The organism is Nitrobacter hamburgensis X14 (genome assembly GCF_000013885.1).
Taxonomy (GTDB): Bacteria; Pseudomonadota; Alphaproteobacteria; order Rhizobiales; family Xanthobacteraceae; genus Nitrobacter; species Nitrobacter hamburgensis.
Genome location: NC_007959.1, coordinates 103,725 through 120,831, shown reverse-complemented (window position 1 = coordinate 120,831; position 17,107 = coordinate 103,725). Strand labels below are relative to the sequence as shown.

Annotated in this window: 15 protein-coding genes and 5 pseudogenes; 10 read left to right on the top strand and 10 right to left on the bottom strand. The window is 58.8% G+C overall.

The window, feature by feature from the left end; translation table 11 throughout:
* Positions 1–129 precede the first annotated feature (129 nt).
* Together NHAM_RS21310 and NHAM_RS21305 are read right to left on the bottom strand one after the other, a co-directional pair.
* Positions 130–363: a hypothetical protein gene (locus NHAM_RS21310; protein ID WP_011504948.1), complete on the bottom strand. Its 234-nt coding sequence runs from the start codon at positions 361–363 to the stop codon at positions 130–132.
* A gap of 167 nt (positions 364–530) precedes the next feature.
* Positions 531–863, bottom strand: coding sequence for a hypothetical protein (locus tag NHAM_RS21305; protein ID WP_041359424.1), 333 nt, complete (start codon positions 861–863; stop codon positions 531–533).
* Positions 864–1,213: 350 nt separating this feature from the next.
* On the opposite strand from NHAM_RS21305, the pseudogene NHAM_RS29480 reads away from it, so the two are divergent.
* Positions 1,214–1,652, top strand: a pseudogene (locus NHAM_RS29480) (hypothetical protein).
* Positions 1,653–1,963: 311 nt separating this feature from the next.
* On the opposite strand, the gene NHAM_RS21295 reads toward NHAM_RS29480, so the two are convergent.
* Together NHAM_RS21295 and NHAM_RS27180 are read right to left on the bottom strand one after the other, a co-directional pair.
* Positions 1,964–2,470 (bottom strand): ferritin-like domain-containing protein, encoded by a 507-nt coding sequence (locus tag NHAM_RS21295; RefSeq protein WP_011504950.1) that lies wholly within the window; start codon positions 2,468–2,470, stop codon positions 1,964–1,966.
* A gap of 846 nt (positions 2,471–3,316) precedes the next feature.
* Positions 3,317–3,499, bottom strand: coding sequence for a hypothetical protein (locus NHAM_RS27180; RefSeq protein WP_157043818.1), 183 nt, complete (start codon positions 3,497–3,499; stop codon positions 3,317–3,319).
* Between the two features lie 609 nt (positions 3,500–4,108).
* Here NHAM_RS27180 and NHAM_RS21285 point away from each other — a divergent pair.
* From NHAM_RS21285 to NHAM_RS21270, 4 genes are all read left to right on the top strand, one after another.
* Positions 4,109–7,219 (top strand): chemotaxis protein CheB, encoded by a 3,111-nt coding sequence (locus NHAM_RS21285; RefSeq protein WP_049769464.1) that lies wholly within the window; start codon positions 4,109–4,111, stop codon positions 7,217–7,219.
* Between the two features lie 2 nt (positions 7,220–7,221).
* Positions 7,222–8,280, top strand: a complete 1,059-nt coding sequence (locus NHAM_RS21280; protein WP_198137067.1) for a sensor histidine kinase — start codon at positions 7,222–7,224, stop codon at positions 8,278–8,280.
* Positions 8,237–8,608: a response regulator gene (locus NHAM_RS21275; RefSeq protein ID WP_011504951.1), complete on the top strand. Its 372-nt coding sequence runs from the start codon at positions 8,237–8,239 to the stop codon at positions 8,606–8,608. Before NHAM_RS21280 ends, NHAM_RS21275 begins: the two co-directional genes overlap by 44 nt.
* A gap of 211 nt (positions 8,609–8,819) precedes the next feature.
* A complete protein-coding gene (locus NHAM_RS21270; RefSeq protein ID WP_011504952.1) occupies positions 8,820–9,029 on the top strand; it encodes a CsbD family protein in 210 nt (69 codons plus the stop codon).
* A 118-nt stretch (positions 9,030–9,147) separates the two neighbouring features.
* On the opposite strand, the gene NHAM_RS29475 is transcribed toward NHAM_RS21270, so the two are convergent.
* The 3 genes and pseudogenes from NHAM_RS29475 to NHAM_RS29465 all read right to left on the bottom strand — a co-directional run bounded on the left by NHAM_RS29475 (position 9,148) and on the right by NHAM_RS29465 (position 9,906).
* Positions 9,148–9,345: a transposase gene (locus tag NHAM_RS29475; RefSeq protein ID WP_430707715.1), complete on the bottom strand. Its 198-nt coding sequence runs from the start codon at positions 9,343–9,345 to the stop codon at positions 9,148–9,150.
* A pseudogene (locus NHAM_RS29470) lies at positions 9,338–9,517 on the bottom strand (hypothetical protein); the annotation flags it as partial. The pseudogene NHAM_RS29470 and the gene NHAM_RS29475, both read right to left, overlap by 8 nt.
* Positions 9,514–9,906 (bottom strand): IS5/IS1182 family transposase, encoded by a 393-nt coding sequence (locus NHAM_RS29465; protein WP_041359419.1) that lies wholly within the window; start codon positions 9,904–9,906, stop codon positions 9,514–9,516. The pseudogene NHAM_RS29470 and the gene NHAM_RS29465, both read right to left, overlap by 4 nt.
* 1,252 nt (positions 9,907–11,158) lie before the next feature.
* On the opposite strand from NHAM_RS29465, the gene NHAM_RS21255 reads away from it, so the two are divergent.
* Positions 11,159–11,560, top strand: a complete 402-nt coding sequence (locus tag NHAM_RS21255) for a PRC-barrel domain-containing protein (protein WP_011504953.1) — start codon at positions 11,159–11,161, stop codon at positions 11,558–11,560.
* Positions 11,561–11,659: 99 nt separating this feature from the next.
* Here the strand turns inward: NHAM_RS21255 and NHAM_RS27175 are convergent.
* Positions 11,660–11,833, bottom strand: a pseudogene (locus tag NHAM_RS27175) (IS3 family transposase); the annotation flags it as partial.
* A 46-nt stretch (positions 11,834–11,879) separates the two neighbouring features.
* Here NHAM_RS27175 and NHAM_RS21250 point away from each other — a divergent pair.
* From NHAM_RS21250 to NHAM_RS21240, 3 genes and pseudogenes are all read left to right on the top strand, one after another.
* Positions 11,880–12,280 (top strand): annotated as a pseudogene (locus NHAM_RS21250) (transposase); the annotation flags it as partial.
* Positions 12,281–12,300: 20 nt separating this feature from the next.
* Positions 12,301–13,315, top strand: a pseudogene (locus NHAM_RS25630) (extracellular catalytic domain type 1 short-chain-length polyhydroxyalkanoate depolymerase); the annotation flags it as partial.
* A 127-nt stretch (positions 13,316–13,442) separates the two neighbouring features.
* A protein-coding gene (locus NHAM_RS21240; protein ID WP_245270104.1) for an IS5 family transposase occupies positions 13,443–14,400 on the top strand; the annotation gives its coding sequence in 2 pieces (ribosomal slippage) (positions 13,443–14,297 and positions 14,299–14,400; 957 coding nt in all).
* Between the two features lie 115 nt (positions 14,401–14,515).
* Here the strand turns inward: NHAM_RS21240 and NHAM_RS25625 are convergent.
* Entirely contained in the window at positions 14,516–14,680 is a 165-nt protein-coding gene (locus NHAM_RS25625; protein ID WP_011504955.1) for a DUF3309 family protein, read from the bottom strand.
* Between the two features lie 401 nt (positions 14,681–15,081).
* On the opposite strand from NHAM_RS25625, the gene NHAM_RS21235 reads away from it, so the two are divergent.
* Positions 15,082–15,306, top strand: coding sequence for a DUF2171 domain-containing protein (locus tag NHAM_RS21235; RefSeq protein WP_011504956.1), 225 nt, complete (start codon positions 15,082–15,084; stop codon positions 15,304–15,306).
* A gap of 917 nt (positions 15,307–16,223) precedes the next feature.
* Here the strand turns inward: NHAM_RS21235 and NHAM_RS21230 are convergent.
* Entirely contained in the window at positions 16,224–16,913 is a 690-nt protein-coding gene (locus NHAM_RS21230) for a DUF1236 domain-containing protein (RefSeq protein WP_011504958.1), read from the bottom strand.
* Between the last annotated feature and the right edge of the window lie 194 nt (positions 16,914–17,107).

The window sequence follows — 17,107 nt, the reverse complement described above, 5'->3', positions numbered from 1 at the left end:
CAGACCCTAAGAGTCGGTTTCGAAAAGGGTCGAGTGGCTTTATCAAATGGCCAGCGCCGCCAGGGGAGCCTCGACCTCAAGAATTCAGGTGGCCGGATGACTTCCCGGCCACCAAAAAACACCAAGGACTTACTTGCTTTCACAAGCAGTAATTGTCTTCATAGCGGCTTCGGCATCGGCCTCTGTCGTATAGACCTTGCCAGCCGGGCTAACCACCACAGATGTAGTTGTCATTGGCTTTTCATGTGCGACTGTACATTTCTTCGTCGTGGAATCTTGCACGACATAGTATGAGTTCGCCGCGAACGCGGGAGCCGAGAAAGCAGCGATGATGGCGGCCGCAGCCAATAATTTCAAATTCATTTTTGACGCTCCTGTTTGTCACACAGTCCATTCCCGTGTTGTGCATAAACTCGGCTCGGGCGCGAACGTTCCGGTGGAAGACGCGTGCAGCGTCGGCGCTTGATGAATGGCCCGCCGGTTGAAGCCGGCGGTTGTTTGCTAATTGCCGCTAGTTCCGCTTCTCGCGCCTACCAGCGATCGTCGTCGACGCCAATGCTAATGCTTGGAGCACCGAACCGGGGAGCGCCATACACGCCGATGTGCGGCCCCTCGTCATAATGCCGGCGCTCGATATAGCGCTCACGTGGGCCGTCATCGTAGGCGTCCTCGTCGATGATCACTCGCCGCGGTCTTGTTCGATAGCATCGCCCGAAGTCATCACAAACGAGCCGGACTTGCTCAATACCAGGTTCGCTTATGCCAATAGGCGAGGGCCCCGTCGTGGAAATGTCGGCGGCCATGGCGCTGTGTGCGAGCAGAGCGCCGGAGCCAGCCAAGAACGCAATCGCGATCCTCTTCATGGAAGTCTCTCCTTCTGGTCGGCAACAATACCGCCGCGCAGACAACATACTCCGCCGACCAATCGTTCCTAGGGTTCGGTTCCATTAGGGAGGCTTGATCGGGGTGATGCGGCGACGCGTGTTTCAACAATGAAGGATAACGAGATGGATATTTTTGGAGAACTGCCGGGCGATCTATGCCGGCCTAGTGATACACGAGGTGGCTGAGGCCGACGGCAAAGATCGACGCGTAGGCAAACTCGCCGGGATTGCAGCCGCCAGAGAAGTAGTGGCACGTCCAGCCGATCAGCGCGCGGCGTGAGCGCCGGCTTCCGACCCCGACCGCGGCTGGCTCACGATGGAGGCTTCTGATGTGCGATTACAGCTTGCAGCACGTTGCGTCTCGTCCCGCCGCCGCCGGCCAGCGACTGGTGACGACCCGGTTCCCCACATCGATGACGCGCGGCTTCACCGAAATTGGTGAGCCCGCCGTCGTGATTTGCCTGCTTCCGGGGACGGAAATTGCGTTCGACCGCGAGGTCAAGGGCGAACTTTCCCTTGATGCCGAAGCGTCGGATCGGCGAGCGGGTGGCGCGTTTCCGCCAGGTCGCGCTCGACAAGCCGACGGCGCATCACGACGCGCTCGAATTCGCCAACGGCGAGATCGTGCTGCTCACCCGTCTGGTCGAAGGCCAGATCGCCATCGTGCTGCAACTTCCGCATGGCGCAGTGCGCGCAACGGCCGAGCCGGGCACCATGCGGTCGCAAGATGCTCCGGTTGCCGCGCGGCGTGAGCGGGATGCTGTTTAGCCGTGATGCCGGTAGGTTGTGAGGTGACAGCGGGCGGCCACGATTGTGATCCGCCCGATAACCGCCGCATCCGCACAGCATTGGCAACCGCCCTTCGTTCCCATCTGTGGCAGGGCAAAGCAGTATACTCCGTTGGCTACACGCCGCCGCCAGCGCACGACGGACGAAGTCGGAGTGTCGCGTTCTCGAGGCGCGGACTTTTTTGTTCGCAGCCATTGTTGGGCTTAAATTAGGAACATCCCGCCGCCCCCCCGGGGATTATCCGGGGCCTCCGACCCATGTTGAATTGTCTTGCACGACATATCTAGGCTTCACCTGGCCTGGGAACGTCTCACCTGGGAGCGCCTCAAATATTCGCGCGCCAAGTCTGGCAAATGAGCTTCCAGATCGGACGCCATCGAAAGTTCTTCCTTCAAGATGCGTTCGCAAACTGCTTTCGTGTGCGCGTCGCCGGCGGTTTCGGCCGCGACGATCAGCACTCGGTAGGCTGCAACCTCCATGTGCTCAAACGCGTAGCTCGCCATCGCGCCCTTCACGATTTCATCGTCGGCAAACATGCCGCTCATGCCTTGGCCAAAAGCGATCATCTTACCGGCCAGATCCTTCAAGGTTGAAGTGTCGCCGCCCCGGCGTAGAATGCATCCTTCCAGCGCTTCAGCCTGCCTCCGCGTCTCGAGCAGATGCTGTTCGAGCCGCGCCCTCACATCCGGGTAGTCACCGGTCCGGCTTGCCAGACTGTTCAGCATGGTCACGTCGTGTTCTTCCATTGCGTGGGCGTCGCGAAGCCACGCCATGAGGTTTTCTTCAGCGCGATTCATAATCAGCATCTCGCTCGCAGGGGGCGGCCCGCCGAGGGGAAGTCGGCAGGCCGTGGGGATGATTGGAGGGGAAAAGGTGGCCCGCAGCATTCCAATGCTCGGCGCGCCACAAACGTTCCGCCTGGCACTCCCCGGTCCTCGAAGAGGCCGTCAATCAGCGCTGCGCAGCCGTTTCATCGTGAATTCGATTTTCGCCGCGGTTGCAGCGGCACCATGAACCTCGACTGGGGGACAGAGATGGCGTCGCCAGCCGGTGCGCTTAGAAACCACGACGCGCGCGGGTGGGATGGCAGACGCCGGTCAACTTGCCTGTTGTCGTTTGCGACACCGTTATGGCGGCGATCGACAGTGGCCTGTGCTGCAATAACACTTCGACCTCGCCATCCTCACCGACCGCTTGCCGGTAGCGACTCAGATCCTGCGAGCTCCGTTCGGTGGCCTCCGCGTGATCGAGGGAGATAACGTCGCATCAGGCGGCGATCAATATCGCCTGGTCGGCTTCGACATTTCGGAAAAAGATGATCTGGCTCATTGCGATTCCGAGCGGCAGCTCGCGGCGTGCTGACCGTTGACGGGCGGGATGTCGGCAATGTTCTGATCAACGAAGGCCTCGCGCATCGCTATGTCTGCAGCGGCACGCCATGTCTCCGACGGCCGGGCTGGTGCGGAGCGATCTCAAGAAGGACCGTCGCGTCGCCGCAAATATGAGATGCCGTAGGATTTCCGCACGTTGCTCCTAAATTCGACAAAGTGAGCGCGAGTAGCCGCGCCTTTTTGTATCTTGATCCGGAAGATCGGTCTGCTACTCACTGAGCAGGATCTGCTCTGAGCGAGGAAGTGCGACCTTTACTTTGGCAGCTGCAATCCCAGTGAACTTACCCATTCCTCAAGTTTTGCGACGTCATCGCTCTGCCAGATTGCTTTCAGCATTGTGTGTCGCTCGAGTCCATAAGGAAGAGAGCTGATCTTTTCGCGGATGTCAGCTGCAAGTTCAGAAAGACCTTGGAGTGGGAGATCGATCTGCTGCACGGCACTGCTCCTTTTGCTTCGAGGGAGGCGGGAGCGCAACCGGCGTTCTCGATCACCGATGATTACTCAGGGGCCGGACGCTGAGGGGCAGAGTTTGCTGTCCCAATCTTCGGGACGCCAGTGAATTATTTAACGGCATGGAGCGGAACGAATCGGCGGTTCGACTCTGCTCACGTTATGCCTGCTCGTGCGACCGCCAAAATGTTCAGCGATTTTCGCGCGGTCGCGCCCGCAGTCGGGGCGCGCCACGTTAGCAATTCGAACACCGGTGAAATGAAGAAGAAATATTTTGTGACTGCCGCGCGTGAGTAAACCCTCCAACCGCCGCTGGAACAGATCGGGGAGCCAATCGCGGCGCTGGGTGGCTCCGCAACGACAAAAAGATATCCAGCTCACCTCGCTTTGCTTGACATGCTCGTCGGTCCTGCCTTGCCTAAACGTGATATCGGCGCGCAAAGGGACGATCCTGGGCGTCTCTCGCATTGTTGCGCCGCGATAGGAGTTCTGAATTCAATTTCTGTCGAATTCTGAAAATGATACAACCAAGGCGACGACAGGCTGATCGGGTAATACGCGTCTCGTCAGGACGTCGCGAGAGGATAGGACCTGGTGAAAGCAGAATCTCGCACAACCGAACGCGCAGACCAAGCGGGACCATCGCCGACCGTCGTCGGCATCGGCGCATCGGCGGGCGGCATCGAAGCGCTTAGCCGCTTCTTCGAGGCCATGCCGAGCGATAGCGGTTGCGCGTTCGTGGTCGTTTTGCATCTCGATCCGGATCGCGAAAGCGAGATGGCGCACATTCTGGCCGCCCGCACGGCGATGCCGGTCGCGCAGATCCAGCACGGAATGCAGATCGATCGCGACCACGTCTATGTGATCGCGCCCGATACCGATCTGGAGGTGCGCAACGGTCGGCTGCAGGTGTCCAAACCGTCGGAAGCCCGTGGTCACCGCCATCCGGTCGATGTGCTGTTCAAGTCGCTTGCCGTGGATCAGCGCGAACGGGCGATTGCCGTCGTGCTCTCCGGGACCGGAAGCAACGGCACCGATGAATTGAAGGAGGTCAGGGCCGAGGGCGGCATGAGCCTGGTGCAGACGCCTGAGACCGCGAAATTCGACGGCATGCCGCGAAGCGCGATCGCGGCGGATATGGCCGATCACGTTCTGGCTCCGGAAAAGATGCCGGAGACCATCATTGCCTACACGCGCCATGGTTATGTCGCCGCACCGGCCGAACCGGGACCGGCGTCGCCGGACGATCAGGCAACCATCGAACAAGTTCTGGAACTGTTGCGAGCCCGCGCCAGACACGACTTCGGCAGCTACAAGCGCAGCACGCAGCGTCGGCGCATTCACCGCCGGATGGGACTCCGAAACATCGGGACGCTGAACGGCTATCTGGAGGAGTTGCGCGCCAATCCGGATGAAGTCCGCACCCTGGTGGCGGACCTGATGATTAGTGTCACCGGGTTTTTTCGCGACATTGAGGCGTGGAATGCCCTCACCGTATCGGTGATCGACCCGCTCGTCGCGGCGCGCGATTCCGGCGCCGCGATCCGGATCTGGGTTCCGGCATGCGCCACCGGTGAGGAGGCCTATTCCATCGCCATGCTGGTGACGGAGCGGGCGGAGGTGGCCCGGAAGCGGTTCGACCTCAAGGTGTTCGCGACCGATGCCCAGGAGGATAATCTGCGCAAGGCGCGCGACGGCGTTTATCCAGCCGCCGCCACGGCCGACTTTCCGCCGGAACGTTTGCAGCGCTTCTTCGAGAAGCTCGATGGCTCCTTTCAGGTCCGCAAGGAGCTTCGCGACATGGTCGTGTTCGCGCAACAGAATCTGCTGTGCGACCCGCCGTTCTCACGGCTGGATCTCATTTCGTGCCGCAATTGCCTGATCTACCTTGAACCGGAGGGGCAACAGCGCATCGTCGCGCTTTGTCATTTCGGCTTGCGCCAGGGTGGCCATCTGTTTCTTGGCAATGCTGAAACGGTCGGGCGGCACGGCGACCTGTTCGAGACCGTGTCCAAGAAATGGCGGATCTATCGCCGGGAAGGCTCGACCCGGCACGACCTGATCGATTATCCGCCAACAGCGCGCCGACCCGTCGAGCCACGCGAGAGGGCTGAACCGCCGCTCGTCGAGCCAGCCAACGCCTCGGTGACCGAGACGGCGCGGCGCGTGCTGCTGGAGCGCTACGCCCCGGCGTCGGTGTTGATCGACCAAAAAGGCCGCGTGCTGTATTTTCACGGCGCGACGCGGGATTATCTGGAGCAGCCGCCGGGCGAGCCGACGCGGGATTTGTTGCGCATGGCCCGCAATGGCCTGGCCCTGAAACTTCGCGGCGCAATCCGAGAGGCTTCAGAGGGAACCGGCAGTGTCACGGTCGACGCCCACATCCGGCACGGCAACACGGCCCGGACTGTCGCGATGACGGTCGTGCCGCTGCCGGCGTCCTCGCGTGACAGCAGCTTTCTGCTCGTCAGTTTCGCTCCGGGCCTACCCGCATCCGAGCCGGTTGGGGCGAGGGTTCTCCGCGAGGACGTCGCCGACACGTCCGCGAGCGAGCAGGCGCTTCAGGATGAATTGGTCTCGACCCGCGCCGAATTGCGCAACACCATCGAGCATCTGGAAACCGCCAACGAGGAGTTGAAAGCGTCGAACGAAGAAGCGACCTCGATGAACGAGGAGCTTCAGTCCACCAACGAGGAACTGGAGACCTCGAAGGAGGAGCTTCAGTCGTTCAACGAAGAACTCAACACCGTCAACAATCAGCTTCAGCACAAGATCGGCGAACTGGAAGCCGCCACCAACGACCTCACCAACTTGCTGGCGGGGTCGGAAACCGCGACCTTGTTCCTCGATGAGAAATTCCGCATCAGGTGGTTCGCACCCGCGACTAGGGAGCTGTTCGATCTGGTCGCGCCCGATATCGGCCGTCCGATTGCGCATTTCGCGCGCAAATTTTCCGATGAGAACCTGCTTGCCGATGCCGAAACAGTGCTCAACAAGCTCACCGTGATCGAGGCCGAGGTGCCGAGCGATGCGGGACGCTGGTATCTACGGCGCATGCTTCCCTACCGAACGCAGGATAACCACATCGCGGGGGTCGTCGTCACGTTCAGCGACATCACCGATCGGAAACACGCCGCCGACGCCGCTGACGAAGCACGGATCTATGCCGAGAGCATCGTCGAAACGATCCGGCAGCCGTTGCTCGTTCTGAATGGAGATCTGCGGGTGCAGTCCGCCAATCGCGCCTTCTATGACCAGTTTCGTGTTCGACCGCAGAACACCGAGAGTTGCCTTGTTTATGAACTCGGCGACGGGGAGTGGGACATCCCGCGACTGCGAACGCTTCTGGAGAAAGTGCTGTCGAAGGACCGGACGATTACCGATTTCGAGGTCGAACACGATTTCCGCGACATTGGCCGGAAGCGCATGCTGCTCAATGCCCGCAAGCTTACGCGGGAAGGCGGCCGTCAGGCTCTGATCCTGCTGGCCATCGAGGACGTCACCGCCCGCAGGGAGAGCGAGCGCGCGATCCGGCAAGGCGAACAGCATCTGAAAGACCTGATCGAAGCGTTGCCGGGCGCGGTCTACACAACGGATGCTAAAGGATTGATCACCTCTTACAACCCCGCCGCTGCCGAGCTATGGGGCCGCGCTCCGGTCCGACGCCGCTTCGGGACGCCTCCGGTGCGGTCATCGGAGCGGTGAACATGCTGGTGGACATCACCGAGCGCAAGCGCGCCGAGGTGCTTGCGGAGCAGTTCGCCGCGATCGTCCGATCTTCGGACGACGCGATCATTAGCAAGGATCTCGACGGTATCATCGCCAGTTGGAACAAGGGTGCACAACGCCTGTTCGGTTATACGGCCGAGGAAATCGTCGGCAAATCTATCATGACGCTGATCCCGCCGGATCGCCACGGCGAAGAGGCCGAGATACTCGGCCGCATTCGAGCCGGCGATCACATCGAACACTACGAAACCATCCGTCAGCGCAAGGACGGCAGTCAGGTTTGGGCGTCATTGACCATTTCGCCGCTCAAGGACTCCCGGGGAAGAGTGTTCGGAGCGTCCAAGATCGCGCGAGACATGACCGAGCGGCGGCGCGCGGACGAGCATCGGACCATTCTGATGGGCGAACTCAACCATCGCGTCAAGAATACGCTGGCGGTCATCCAATCGATTGCGTCCCAGACACTCGGTCACGCCGCAACGATCGAGGACGCACGCGAGGCGTTCGGATCGCGGCTGATCAATCTCGCGAAGGCGCACGATGTTCTGACGCGGGAGAACTGGACCGGGGCGAACCTCGCGGAGATCGTCTCCGACACGGTCAAGCCGCATGCCAGCAGCCAAGGTCGTTTCCGGATCGAAGGTCCGAATATTCATCTTGCGCCGAGTCCGACGCTTGCGATTGCCATGGCGCTGCACGAATTGTGCACCAATGCCGCCAAGTACGGCGCGCTGTCGAACGAAGAGGGCTACGTCGTCATTGCCTGGACCCTTCCAGATAAAGGCGACGGTCGCCACTGGATGTTGCAGTGGAAAGAGAAGGACGGCCCGAAAGTTGTGCCGCCCGATCGTCAAGGCTTTGGCTCCCTCATGATCGAGCGCGTGTTGGCGGCGGAACTTGGCGGCAAAGTCCACGTTGCCTATGAGTCCTCCGGCCTTGTTTGCACGATCGATGCACCGATGCCCGCCGGACACCATGGCATGGGTGGACTTGATGACCGATCGGACGGCAAAACGCATCCTGATCGTCGAGGATGAGTTTCTGGTTGCTTTGCATCTTGAAGATGCGCTGACCGGTATGGGACATCAGATCGTCGGACCTTGCACCCGCATTCAGGCTGCGATGGTGGTCGCCCGCGAAAGAAGCATCGACTTCGCGATCCTCGACATCAATGTGGCGGGCACGCCATCCTTTCCCGTTGCGGACATCCTGCGCCAGCGCAGCATCCCCTTTGTGTTCGCCAGCGGATATGGTCTTGAAGGTCTTGTCGATGGATATCGCAACGAGATCGCGTTACGGAAACCTTACGATCTCGAAGAACTCAGGGGCGCTATCATCCGAATCTTTCCGGAACTCAGCCATTGACGTCGTGATATGAGGTCGAGCGGTAGAAGCCGGAGCCGACCCACAACTTTGGGCGAACGCTTTGTTGTGGGACCGGTTAGGCATCCCGCATAGATCCCGACGTGGCCCGCTGAGGAAACCGGCGGACATTTTGTTGTCTTTTGCCAGAAAAAGTCGCGGAACAAAACCATGCTGACGCCGGTTCTTCCGTGCAATCAAAGGAGTGTTAGCAATGGACTGGAACCGTGTCGAAGGAAACTGGAAGCAGATCAAGGGCAAGGTGAAGGAGCAGTGGGGCAAGCTCTCCGACGATGACCTCGATCAGATCGCTGGGAAGCGTGAGCAGCTCGAAGGTAAACTGCAGCAGCGGTACGGCTACCAGAAAGATCAGATCAAGAAAGAAGTTGATGACTGGTACGGCACCCAATCATGGCCCGACTAAATAGGAAACCTATCGCAAGGTCATCATCGATCGCGACTGCAACTAAGAGCGACCAAGCTTTCAGCCTAGACAACCCGCCCGATACATCGGGCGGGTTGTTGTTGATTAGGGTCCGGACTCATAACCAGTAGGTGACGGTTGCTACGATGCAGACAGCAGCGAGAAAGTTCGCGGCATTTCGATCATAGCGGGTTGCGATGCGGCGGAAGTCTTTCAGCCGGCAGAACATGCGCTCGATGGCGTTCCGGTTGCGATAGAGAAACGGCGAAAAGCAGTTCTTCCATTTGCGATTTGCCTTTGGCGGGATGTTCGGCATCACGCCCCGCTCCTCGACTTGCTGACGGATCGCGTTGGCGTCGTACCCCCTTGTCGGCATGCAAGATGTCGCAATCCGGAAGACTTTCGAGCAGCACTGCGCCCGCTGTGCAATCTGCGACCTGGCCGCCGGTGAGCATAAAGGCGAGCGGACGACATTGAGCGTCGGTCAGCGCGTGGATTTTCGTCGTGCGACCGCCGCGCGAGCGACCGATGGCCTGATTTCGTTCCCCCCTTTTCCTCCCGCAGCCGAGCGGTGCGCTTTGACGGCTGAACTATCAATCAAAACCTGCGCTGGCGGTCCACCGGCCCGCGCGAGCGCGTGGAAAACGTCCGTCCACACACCCTTTTCCGCCCACCGAACAAAGCGATTATAGAGCGTCTTCCTCGGCCCGTAGTCGAACGATGCATCGACCCAGCGGCCGCCCGACTTCAGCACTTGAACGATACCGCTGATCACACGCCGATCATCAACGCGCGCTTTGCCGCGCGTATCGGTCGGCAGGTGGGGTTCAATCTTCGAAAACTGCACGTCTGTCAGCCAGAACTGATCGCGATTCATCCCTGCTCCCCTTCGGGGGACGTGAATCACAACGCGCTGACTAGGCCAACACTTTTACGGGTCCTGACCCTAGGGCAAACCGGTATCTGAAGTCGGAGGAACTAGATATTCCCCTCTGCGTTCAACTCACATGAGGGTTTAATGGAGGCTACAATGGGACGAGGACTTCTGCTCTGGCTGATTGGAGTGCCTATTCCGGTAATCATTCTGTTGTGGTTGTTCTTTGGCCACTGATGGGTTGATGGCCCGTTGAGGTTACGACTAATTTAAAAGCGGCTGCATAAATCAAGTTCTGACGCCGGATGAGAGACACATACCCAAATTCCGCACAGCTCCGTCGATGACCTTTATGCCCGTCCCTCGACTACGCGAGGTTTCGATTGCAGAATGAGAGGTGAGGAGAACGACCGCCGTTTGGCGCGTCCGTCGGGATTAGGACGAGGTTGGAACGTCTCTACGAAGTTGCATCCCCATACTCCACCGTGCGGCGTTGTGCATTTGATGGTAGCAAACAGCGGAGTGAGATGGTCAAAGCCCGCACGGCCAAAGTCCCCCAAGGTATGCGGTCGGCTCCCCGAGGGGTATTCGAAAACAACGGTCGAGCCAGATAAGAAATCGCGTGCGGTTTTCAACGCGGTCCCTCAGATGGGTGGGCCCGCCGGGCGGGTTCCGTTGCTATAGATCAGAATGATCGTACCAACGCGCCGTTCTTCGACATTAAGCGTGAGATTGGCGTGGAGCATCGCTTTGATGATCTCGGCAATATTCCGTGATCAGTTGCTGCATATTGCGCAGTCCCATATAACTGATGCCCTCTCGATCCATCGCATCCCGGTCGCTCTGTATCGGCGCCAACCGACATGGAGTCTCCGCTACCGCTCTGCGGCTTCGCACTCCTTTGCATCAATTCCGGCCCGCAGCCGAGGTTCCTGAATCATGCCGGGAATCTCTGCCCGGGCCATGAGACAGCCAAACAGGCCCACACACCTGTCTGATTTGGTCTGCTTACTTACTTGCTCTTGCAGGGCATCTGCCCGCCTAGGAGCCGGCGCGCCGAGCTGCCGTTAATACTCCGGTGAAAAAGAGGAGCGGCATTGCGCAGTCGATAAATCTTATGGGTGGTGAACCGCGGTCTCCGGAACGATATCGCTGTGCGTCGGTTGGACAATCGGAGGTGTGTCATGCGCACCCGTTCCCGTGCTGGAACGCTTGTGACACCAGTCGCGTTTTCATCCTGACTTAGGAGGACTGCATGGCCTTTGAAGTGAGAGAAACCATCAACTTGATCGCTAGCGATAAAGTCGAGGGGACGGCTGTCTATGATGCCGAGGACAAGAAGGTCGGTACAATCGCGCGCCTCATGATTGAAAAGACCAGCGGACAAGTTGTCTACGCCGTAGTGGGTTTCGGCGGATTTCTTGGCATCGGGGACGACCATTACCCGCTGCCTTGGCACTCCTTGACATATGACACCGGGCTTGGCGGCTACCTGACCAGCGTAACCACGGATCAGCTGAAAGGAGCCCCGAAGTATGATACCGAAAGCAATTGGAGCTGGTCGGATCCAGCCCGCAGCAAGGCCGTCGATGAATACTATCCTTTTGTAAGTCCGCAGCAGAAGGATCTGTCCGGTTCCAAACGCGCAATTCTGTGAACAGCGAATTTGAATGCTGCGCTGACCTTGTGAAGGACTGCGGTTCGTACCGCGGAGCCGCGCATGAGAGAACCCGCGCCAGAGCAGCCGCGGCCTGCAAGCCATGGCCGGCTCTTCGATCGTGGCGTAATAGCGCTCCTCGGCTTCGGCTGGCGGGATGTTGCCAACGCGCTCCAACAGCGGGCGATTGTTGAACCCATCAACCCGGGTCAACGTCGCGACCTCAACGGCCTCGAAGCTTGGCCACGGCCCGCGCCGATGAATGACCTTGGCCTAAGCGTCCAATGAGGACCGCATAGCGGTCGCTCAAGGCACCGGAACGCAGACCTTCGTAGCAGGCCTCAAGTGCGATGGCCTCGTCGCTACCTGGGTTATCGATGCCCCAATGAACCGGATCATCTTCGAGACCTATGTCGACACCCAACTCGCGCCCGCCCTCAGGCCCGGTGATGTCGTCATCCTGGATAATCTCTCCATCCACAAGAGCGAGAAGGCCGAAAAGCCATCCGCGCACGGGGCGCGTGGCTCCTGTTCCTGCCGCCCTACAACCCGGATCTCAATCCCATCGAAATGGCCTTCGCAAAACTGAAAGCTCATCTGCGAGCCGCCGCAGCCAGAACCATCGACGCTCTCTGGAAAGCCATCGGCAACATCTGCGCGCTCTTCTCTCCGCAAGAGTGCTCAAACTACTTCAAAGCCGCAGGATACGGATTCAATTGACTACCCGATGCTCTAGGCTGCGTCTACTCAAGGGCTCAAACCGTCCCACGCTGCGCGACGGCATGAGGAAGTTTTCCGGGTTCGGCCGGCGAGGCCCGATCGGACGCGCTCCGCCGTCCACGTCGGATATCGTGCCCGATGGCACGAAGTTCATCGAGAGGAGTACCTTCAGCACCGCGGCGGGAAGCCGGAGCTACAAGCTGTTCACCCCGAGCCGTTGTCAGGGACAACAGCTTCCGGTCGTCATGCGGCTACACCCACTCGCCGGACGATTTCGCCGCCGGCACCCGGACGAACTTCCTGGCGGACGAGCAGAGTTGCTTCGTGGTCTATCCCGAACAGCCGAGCGGAGCCAACCACGCGAAGTGCTGGAACTGATTCCGCTCGGGCGACCAGCGGCGGGGGGGGGGGCGCACCCGCGCTGATCGCCCGCATCACTGCCATATCATGCGGGACTATGCGATTGATCCGAAGTGCGTCTCCGTCGCGGGTCTGTTGGCCGGCGGGGCCGTCGCCGCCATCATGGGCGCGACGTATCCCGACCTCTACGCATCTGTCGGCATTCATTCCGGCCTAGCCTGCGACGCCGCCAGCGATCTTCCATCCGCGTTCGTCGCGATGCGACAGGGAAACGGGTCCGGCGCAATTGGGAAGGCCGGCTCTTCCGTACCGACCATCGTTTTCCATGGCGATCGCGACACTACGTGCATCCCAATGACACTACGGTGCATCCCAATAACGGCGACCGGATTCAGTCGCCAAAGTAACCAGTCCGACCAGAAAGGTGCTGCGCGGACGAGTCCCGCACGGCCATGCGATACCCGCACCATCCTTACCGACGGAGACGGGTCGGCTATGTCCGAACACTGGGATATTCATGGTGCCGGACACGCATGGTCGGGCGGCAGTCCAGCTAGCTCCTACACCGATCCCGACGCGACCAGGGAAATGCTGCATTTATTCCTCAAAGCATTCGCTCAAAGCATAGTCGGACTTCACAATTCCGGTGGCGGGACGGGGCGCGAATTAAGATGAATTCGCCGCAGGGCAGGCGCGATGTAGGAACCAAGCGTCAAAAATCCCACTTCTTCACGGTTAGGGAAGCTCTGAACAACTTGGCGACTATGGCACTCTTCGATCATTGATTCGGGGAGGCGCTCGGATGGCCCAGCTGAGTTTCGCGTCGCTCGATTATGCGGCCAAGAAGAAGCGCACGAAGCGAGATGCGTTTTTGGCTGAGATGGCAGCCGTGGTGCCTTGGGTCGCGCTCGAAGCTTTGATCGAGCCGCATTATCCCAAGGCTGGTCCGAGTGGCGGTCGGCGACCATTTCCATTGGCCGTGATGCTACGGATTTATTGCTTGCAGCAGTGGTATAACCTCTCTGATCCCGGCGCGGAAGAAGTCCTTTACGACATTTGCTCGATGCGCACGTTCGCGGGTCTGGAGCTCGGACGCGACACAATTCCCGATGAGACGACCATCTTGAACTTCCGGCATCTGCTGGAGCGTCACGAGTTGACGAAGGCGATATTCGTCGCGATTGCAGAGTTTCTGGAGACTCGCGGTGCTCTGCTGCGTGGCGGCACCATCATCGACGCGACGCTGATCGCGGCATCGCCATCGACGAAGAACAAGGCACAGAAGCGCGACCCCGAGATGCGCTCATCGAAGAAGGGCAACCAGTGGTACTTTGGCATGAAGGCCCACATCGGTGTCGATGCGACAAGCGGGCTCGTGCACACCGCAGGCGTGACCACAGGCAGTGTGCATGACGCCAAGGTCATGGACAATCTGATCCGCGAGGATGATCGTGCGGTGTATGGCGACAAGGGATATGCCAACGACCGCAAACAACGACAGGCGGAAGCAGCGGGCGTTCTGTGGGCCGTGAAGGCGAAAGCGAAGCCCGGGCGCCCCCTGTCGATATCGCAACGCCGCCGCAATCGCCGCTTCGGAAAAATCCGCGCCAAGGTCGAGCACGTGTTCCGGGTGATGAAATGCCAGTTCGGCTATCGCAAAGGTTCGCTATCGCGGCATCGCCAAAAACGGCGCACAGGTCTTCGCGTTGCTCGCTCTCGCAAACCTATTCCTTGCCCGCAGGACACTTGCGTCCGCTTGACAAAGTCGCCGGACGATTGCCGCCCGCGGCAGGTGCAAACAAAGAACCCTTCACCGCCAGCGCAAACCTGTTGCGACTGCTTCAGAAAAAGTGACGTTGCTCAGAGGTTCCTTAGCTAGATTTTCCCGAGCAGGAGGAGGATCAGGAGGATAACGATAATGACGCCGAGGCCGCCGCCGCCATAATAACCGGTGCCGTAGAATGGGCCGCCGCCAATTCCACTGAAGCCGCCCAGTAAAGCGATCACAAGAATAATCAAGATTATAGTGCCGATTGACATTTGAAATCCTCCTCAGCACGAATGGCCTTTGCTATTGCATTGTTAAATTTGCAATTGCTTCGTTGAAGAAGGAAACCATTCGAACAGAGTTAGGTTCCCTGAGGAGGTTACCTTGCTTGGTCGATCGGCATGCGGTGCCGCGTGGTGGATGTCGGCCAGTCGACAGAAAGCCCGAGGTCTGATCGTGAGGACGTCCCTCGTACAGCTATGTCGCAATTATCCTAGCGGATTCAAACGTAGCTCGCGGCCGCGGGTTCCACGGTGACGGTTGCCAGCGATTAGGCGTTTCGTGCACGATCCCGCGCATGGCAAGTGAATAATAACGCCGCTGGCTTGAACAAATCCCTTTCCCGCTTGTTTTAGGAAGATCAGCGCAAGAGAATTCACAGGGAGATTTCACAATGATCAGCGCGGAACAGGTCAGGGAACACATGGTAGTGGTGGCTTCCGATGGTGAGACGATCGGAAAGGTTGACCACATAGAGGGGGCGAACAAAATCAAGTTAACGAAGGGCGACTCGCCGGACGGTAAGCATCATTTCATTCCGCTCGATTGGGTTGAGAACGTTGATGACCGCATCCACCTTGGCAAAGCTGCCAAAGATGTAAGGGCGCAATGGAATTAGCCGGTTTGGGGACGGACGGACAGTTTTCGGCGTCCCGTAGCGCCTACCGACCCTGTGCAGAGCGATAGCGACACCCCTGACTTGTGGAAGCGGTGCTCGTGCGGAAGGGAAGCCGTGGCGTAATCTTCCGGTATTCGGAAACTGGAACACGATTTCCAAGCGCTACCGCGACTGGGTCAAATCGGACGTTTTCGCCGGGCTTTTCGAGGCCTGCTCTGACACGCCTGACATCGAATACGAAATGGTCGACGCCCATCATCAAGGTCCACCGCCACGGACAGGGCGTAAAAGGAAACGGAGTGTCAGACCATCGGCCGTTCCAAGGCGGGCATGACGACCAAAATACGAGGAATCTGGGTGACGACGATCCATTGAAGGCGGCGTATCGAGGGGTGTCTAATGATAATGAGACCTGTGCGCGGGTAGTTCTGGACGCCGCGCGTTGCTTCTGATCCCAACATACTGGCGCTTCCCAACATATTGGCGCGGAACGGGGCGTTGTTCCGCTGATCGACGGACTCGCCTTTGAGGCATCGCCGACAAGGCCTTCGACAGCAATGCCATCATTGCCGAGTTGAGCGAATGGGGCCAAAAGCATCCACCGCGCACCTCGGCTTCTGGCCCCGTTCAGCGCGAACCGCACGTGACACCACCCACGCCGCCCGGCCATGTGTATATCTTGGTGCTCAAGCCTCCGCGCGAGTGACGGCTTGATACTTTCGATGAGCGGCGACTTCCAAATTCTCTGTGTGTCATCTGCGGCTTCGGCCGGGAAAGCCTGATCATCGAATTCGATCACGCCAATTCAAAACGTGATCGTCGAGCCACGCAGTTATTCAGACATCGCGCTTGGACTGGCCACGGAGCTAGAAGGTAAGTTCGCCGACAACGTCGACGGACTTTTTTTAGGCAGCGTTTCAAGCCTCAAGTATGGCGACGATCTCGAACGTTCGTGGATTTACCACGATAATTTGGTCGCGAACCAAGAAAAATTCATATCCGCGCCAGTCTGGATAAATCGAGACAATCGTAGCAGGAAGCGGGTGGAAGTGCACTGTTTGAGGAACCCGTGTTCCAACTGACACTGAAAAATTGATATTCGTCTCGGGTTGAATTTTCTGTTCTCGGATAACGTTGGTGATCTCAGTGCGCTGTTCAGTAGAGAGCTTTGCACTAGCGCCTGCCTGACCGGTGGTTTGCGATTTTCTCTCCGGGCTTTTGGCATCATCCATAGCGCGGTCATTTTCGGTGTTCTTGGATTTTTTGTGTTCCTGAGCGGATTTCTGGTCCTTCATCTTGTCCGAAGCTTTCCTCTCCTGTGCACTTTGATTTTGGTCCTTACCGCGCTGCATTTTTTCATCGGACTGCGTTGATTTCATCTCGGGATCTGATGACCTCTTCGATTCCGATGACTTTTCACTTTGGTCCTTCGCAGTTCCGGGGGAGACGGCGGTTCCGTGCTGCGACGAAGGCGATTGCATATTTTGCTGGGTCGTCGCCCCTGCAGAGGGGACTTCCCGTGTGGCGCCGGTACCTTGCGCCAGTGCGAAGGTCGTTCCCGTGACCAAAACCGTCACAGCCGCAGACGTCAAAAGTAGCCTTTGCATAGAAACCTCCTTGTATTTGCATTGTCCGAGCTAATAACAACGCCTGTTCAGCGACGTTCCAAAGTCAAAGAAAATTCGCTGAATGGTTCCATATGTTCCTGACTGACTGCTCGCGACGTCAATGATCAGAATGGAGCCGCCGCGCCATTCTCAACGAGGTTTGTTCTTCCTCAACTAGCCTAGCCAATCGTCTT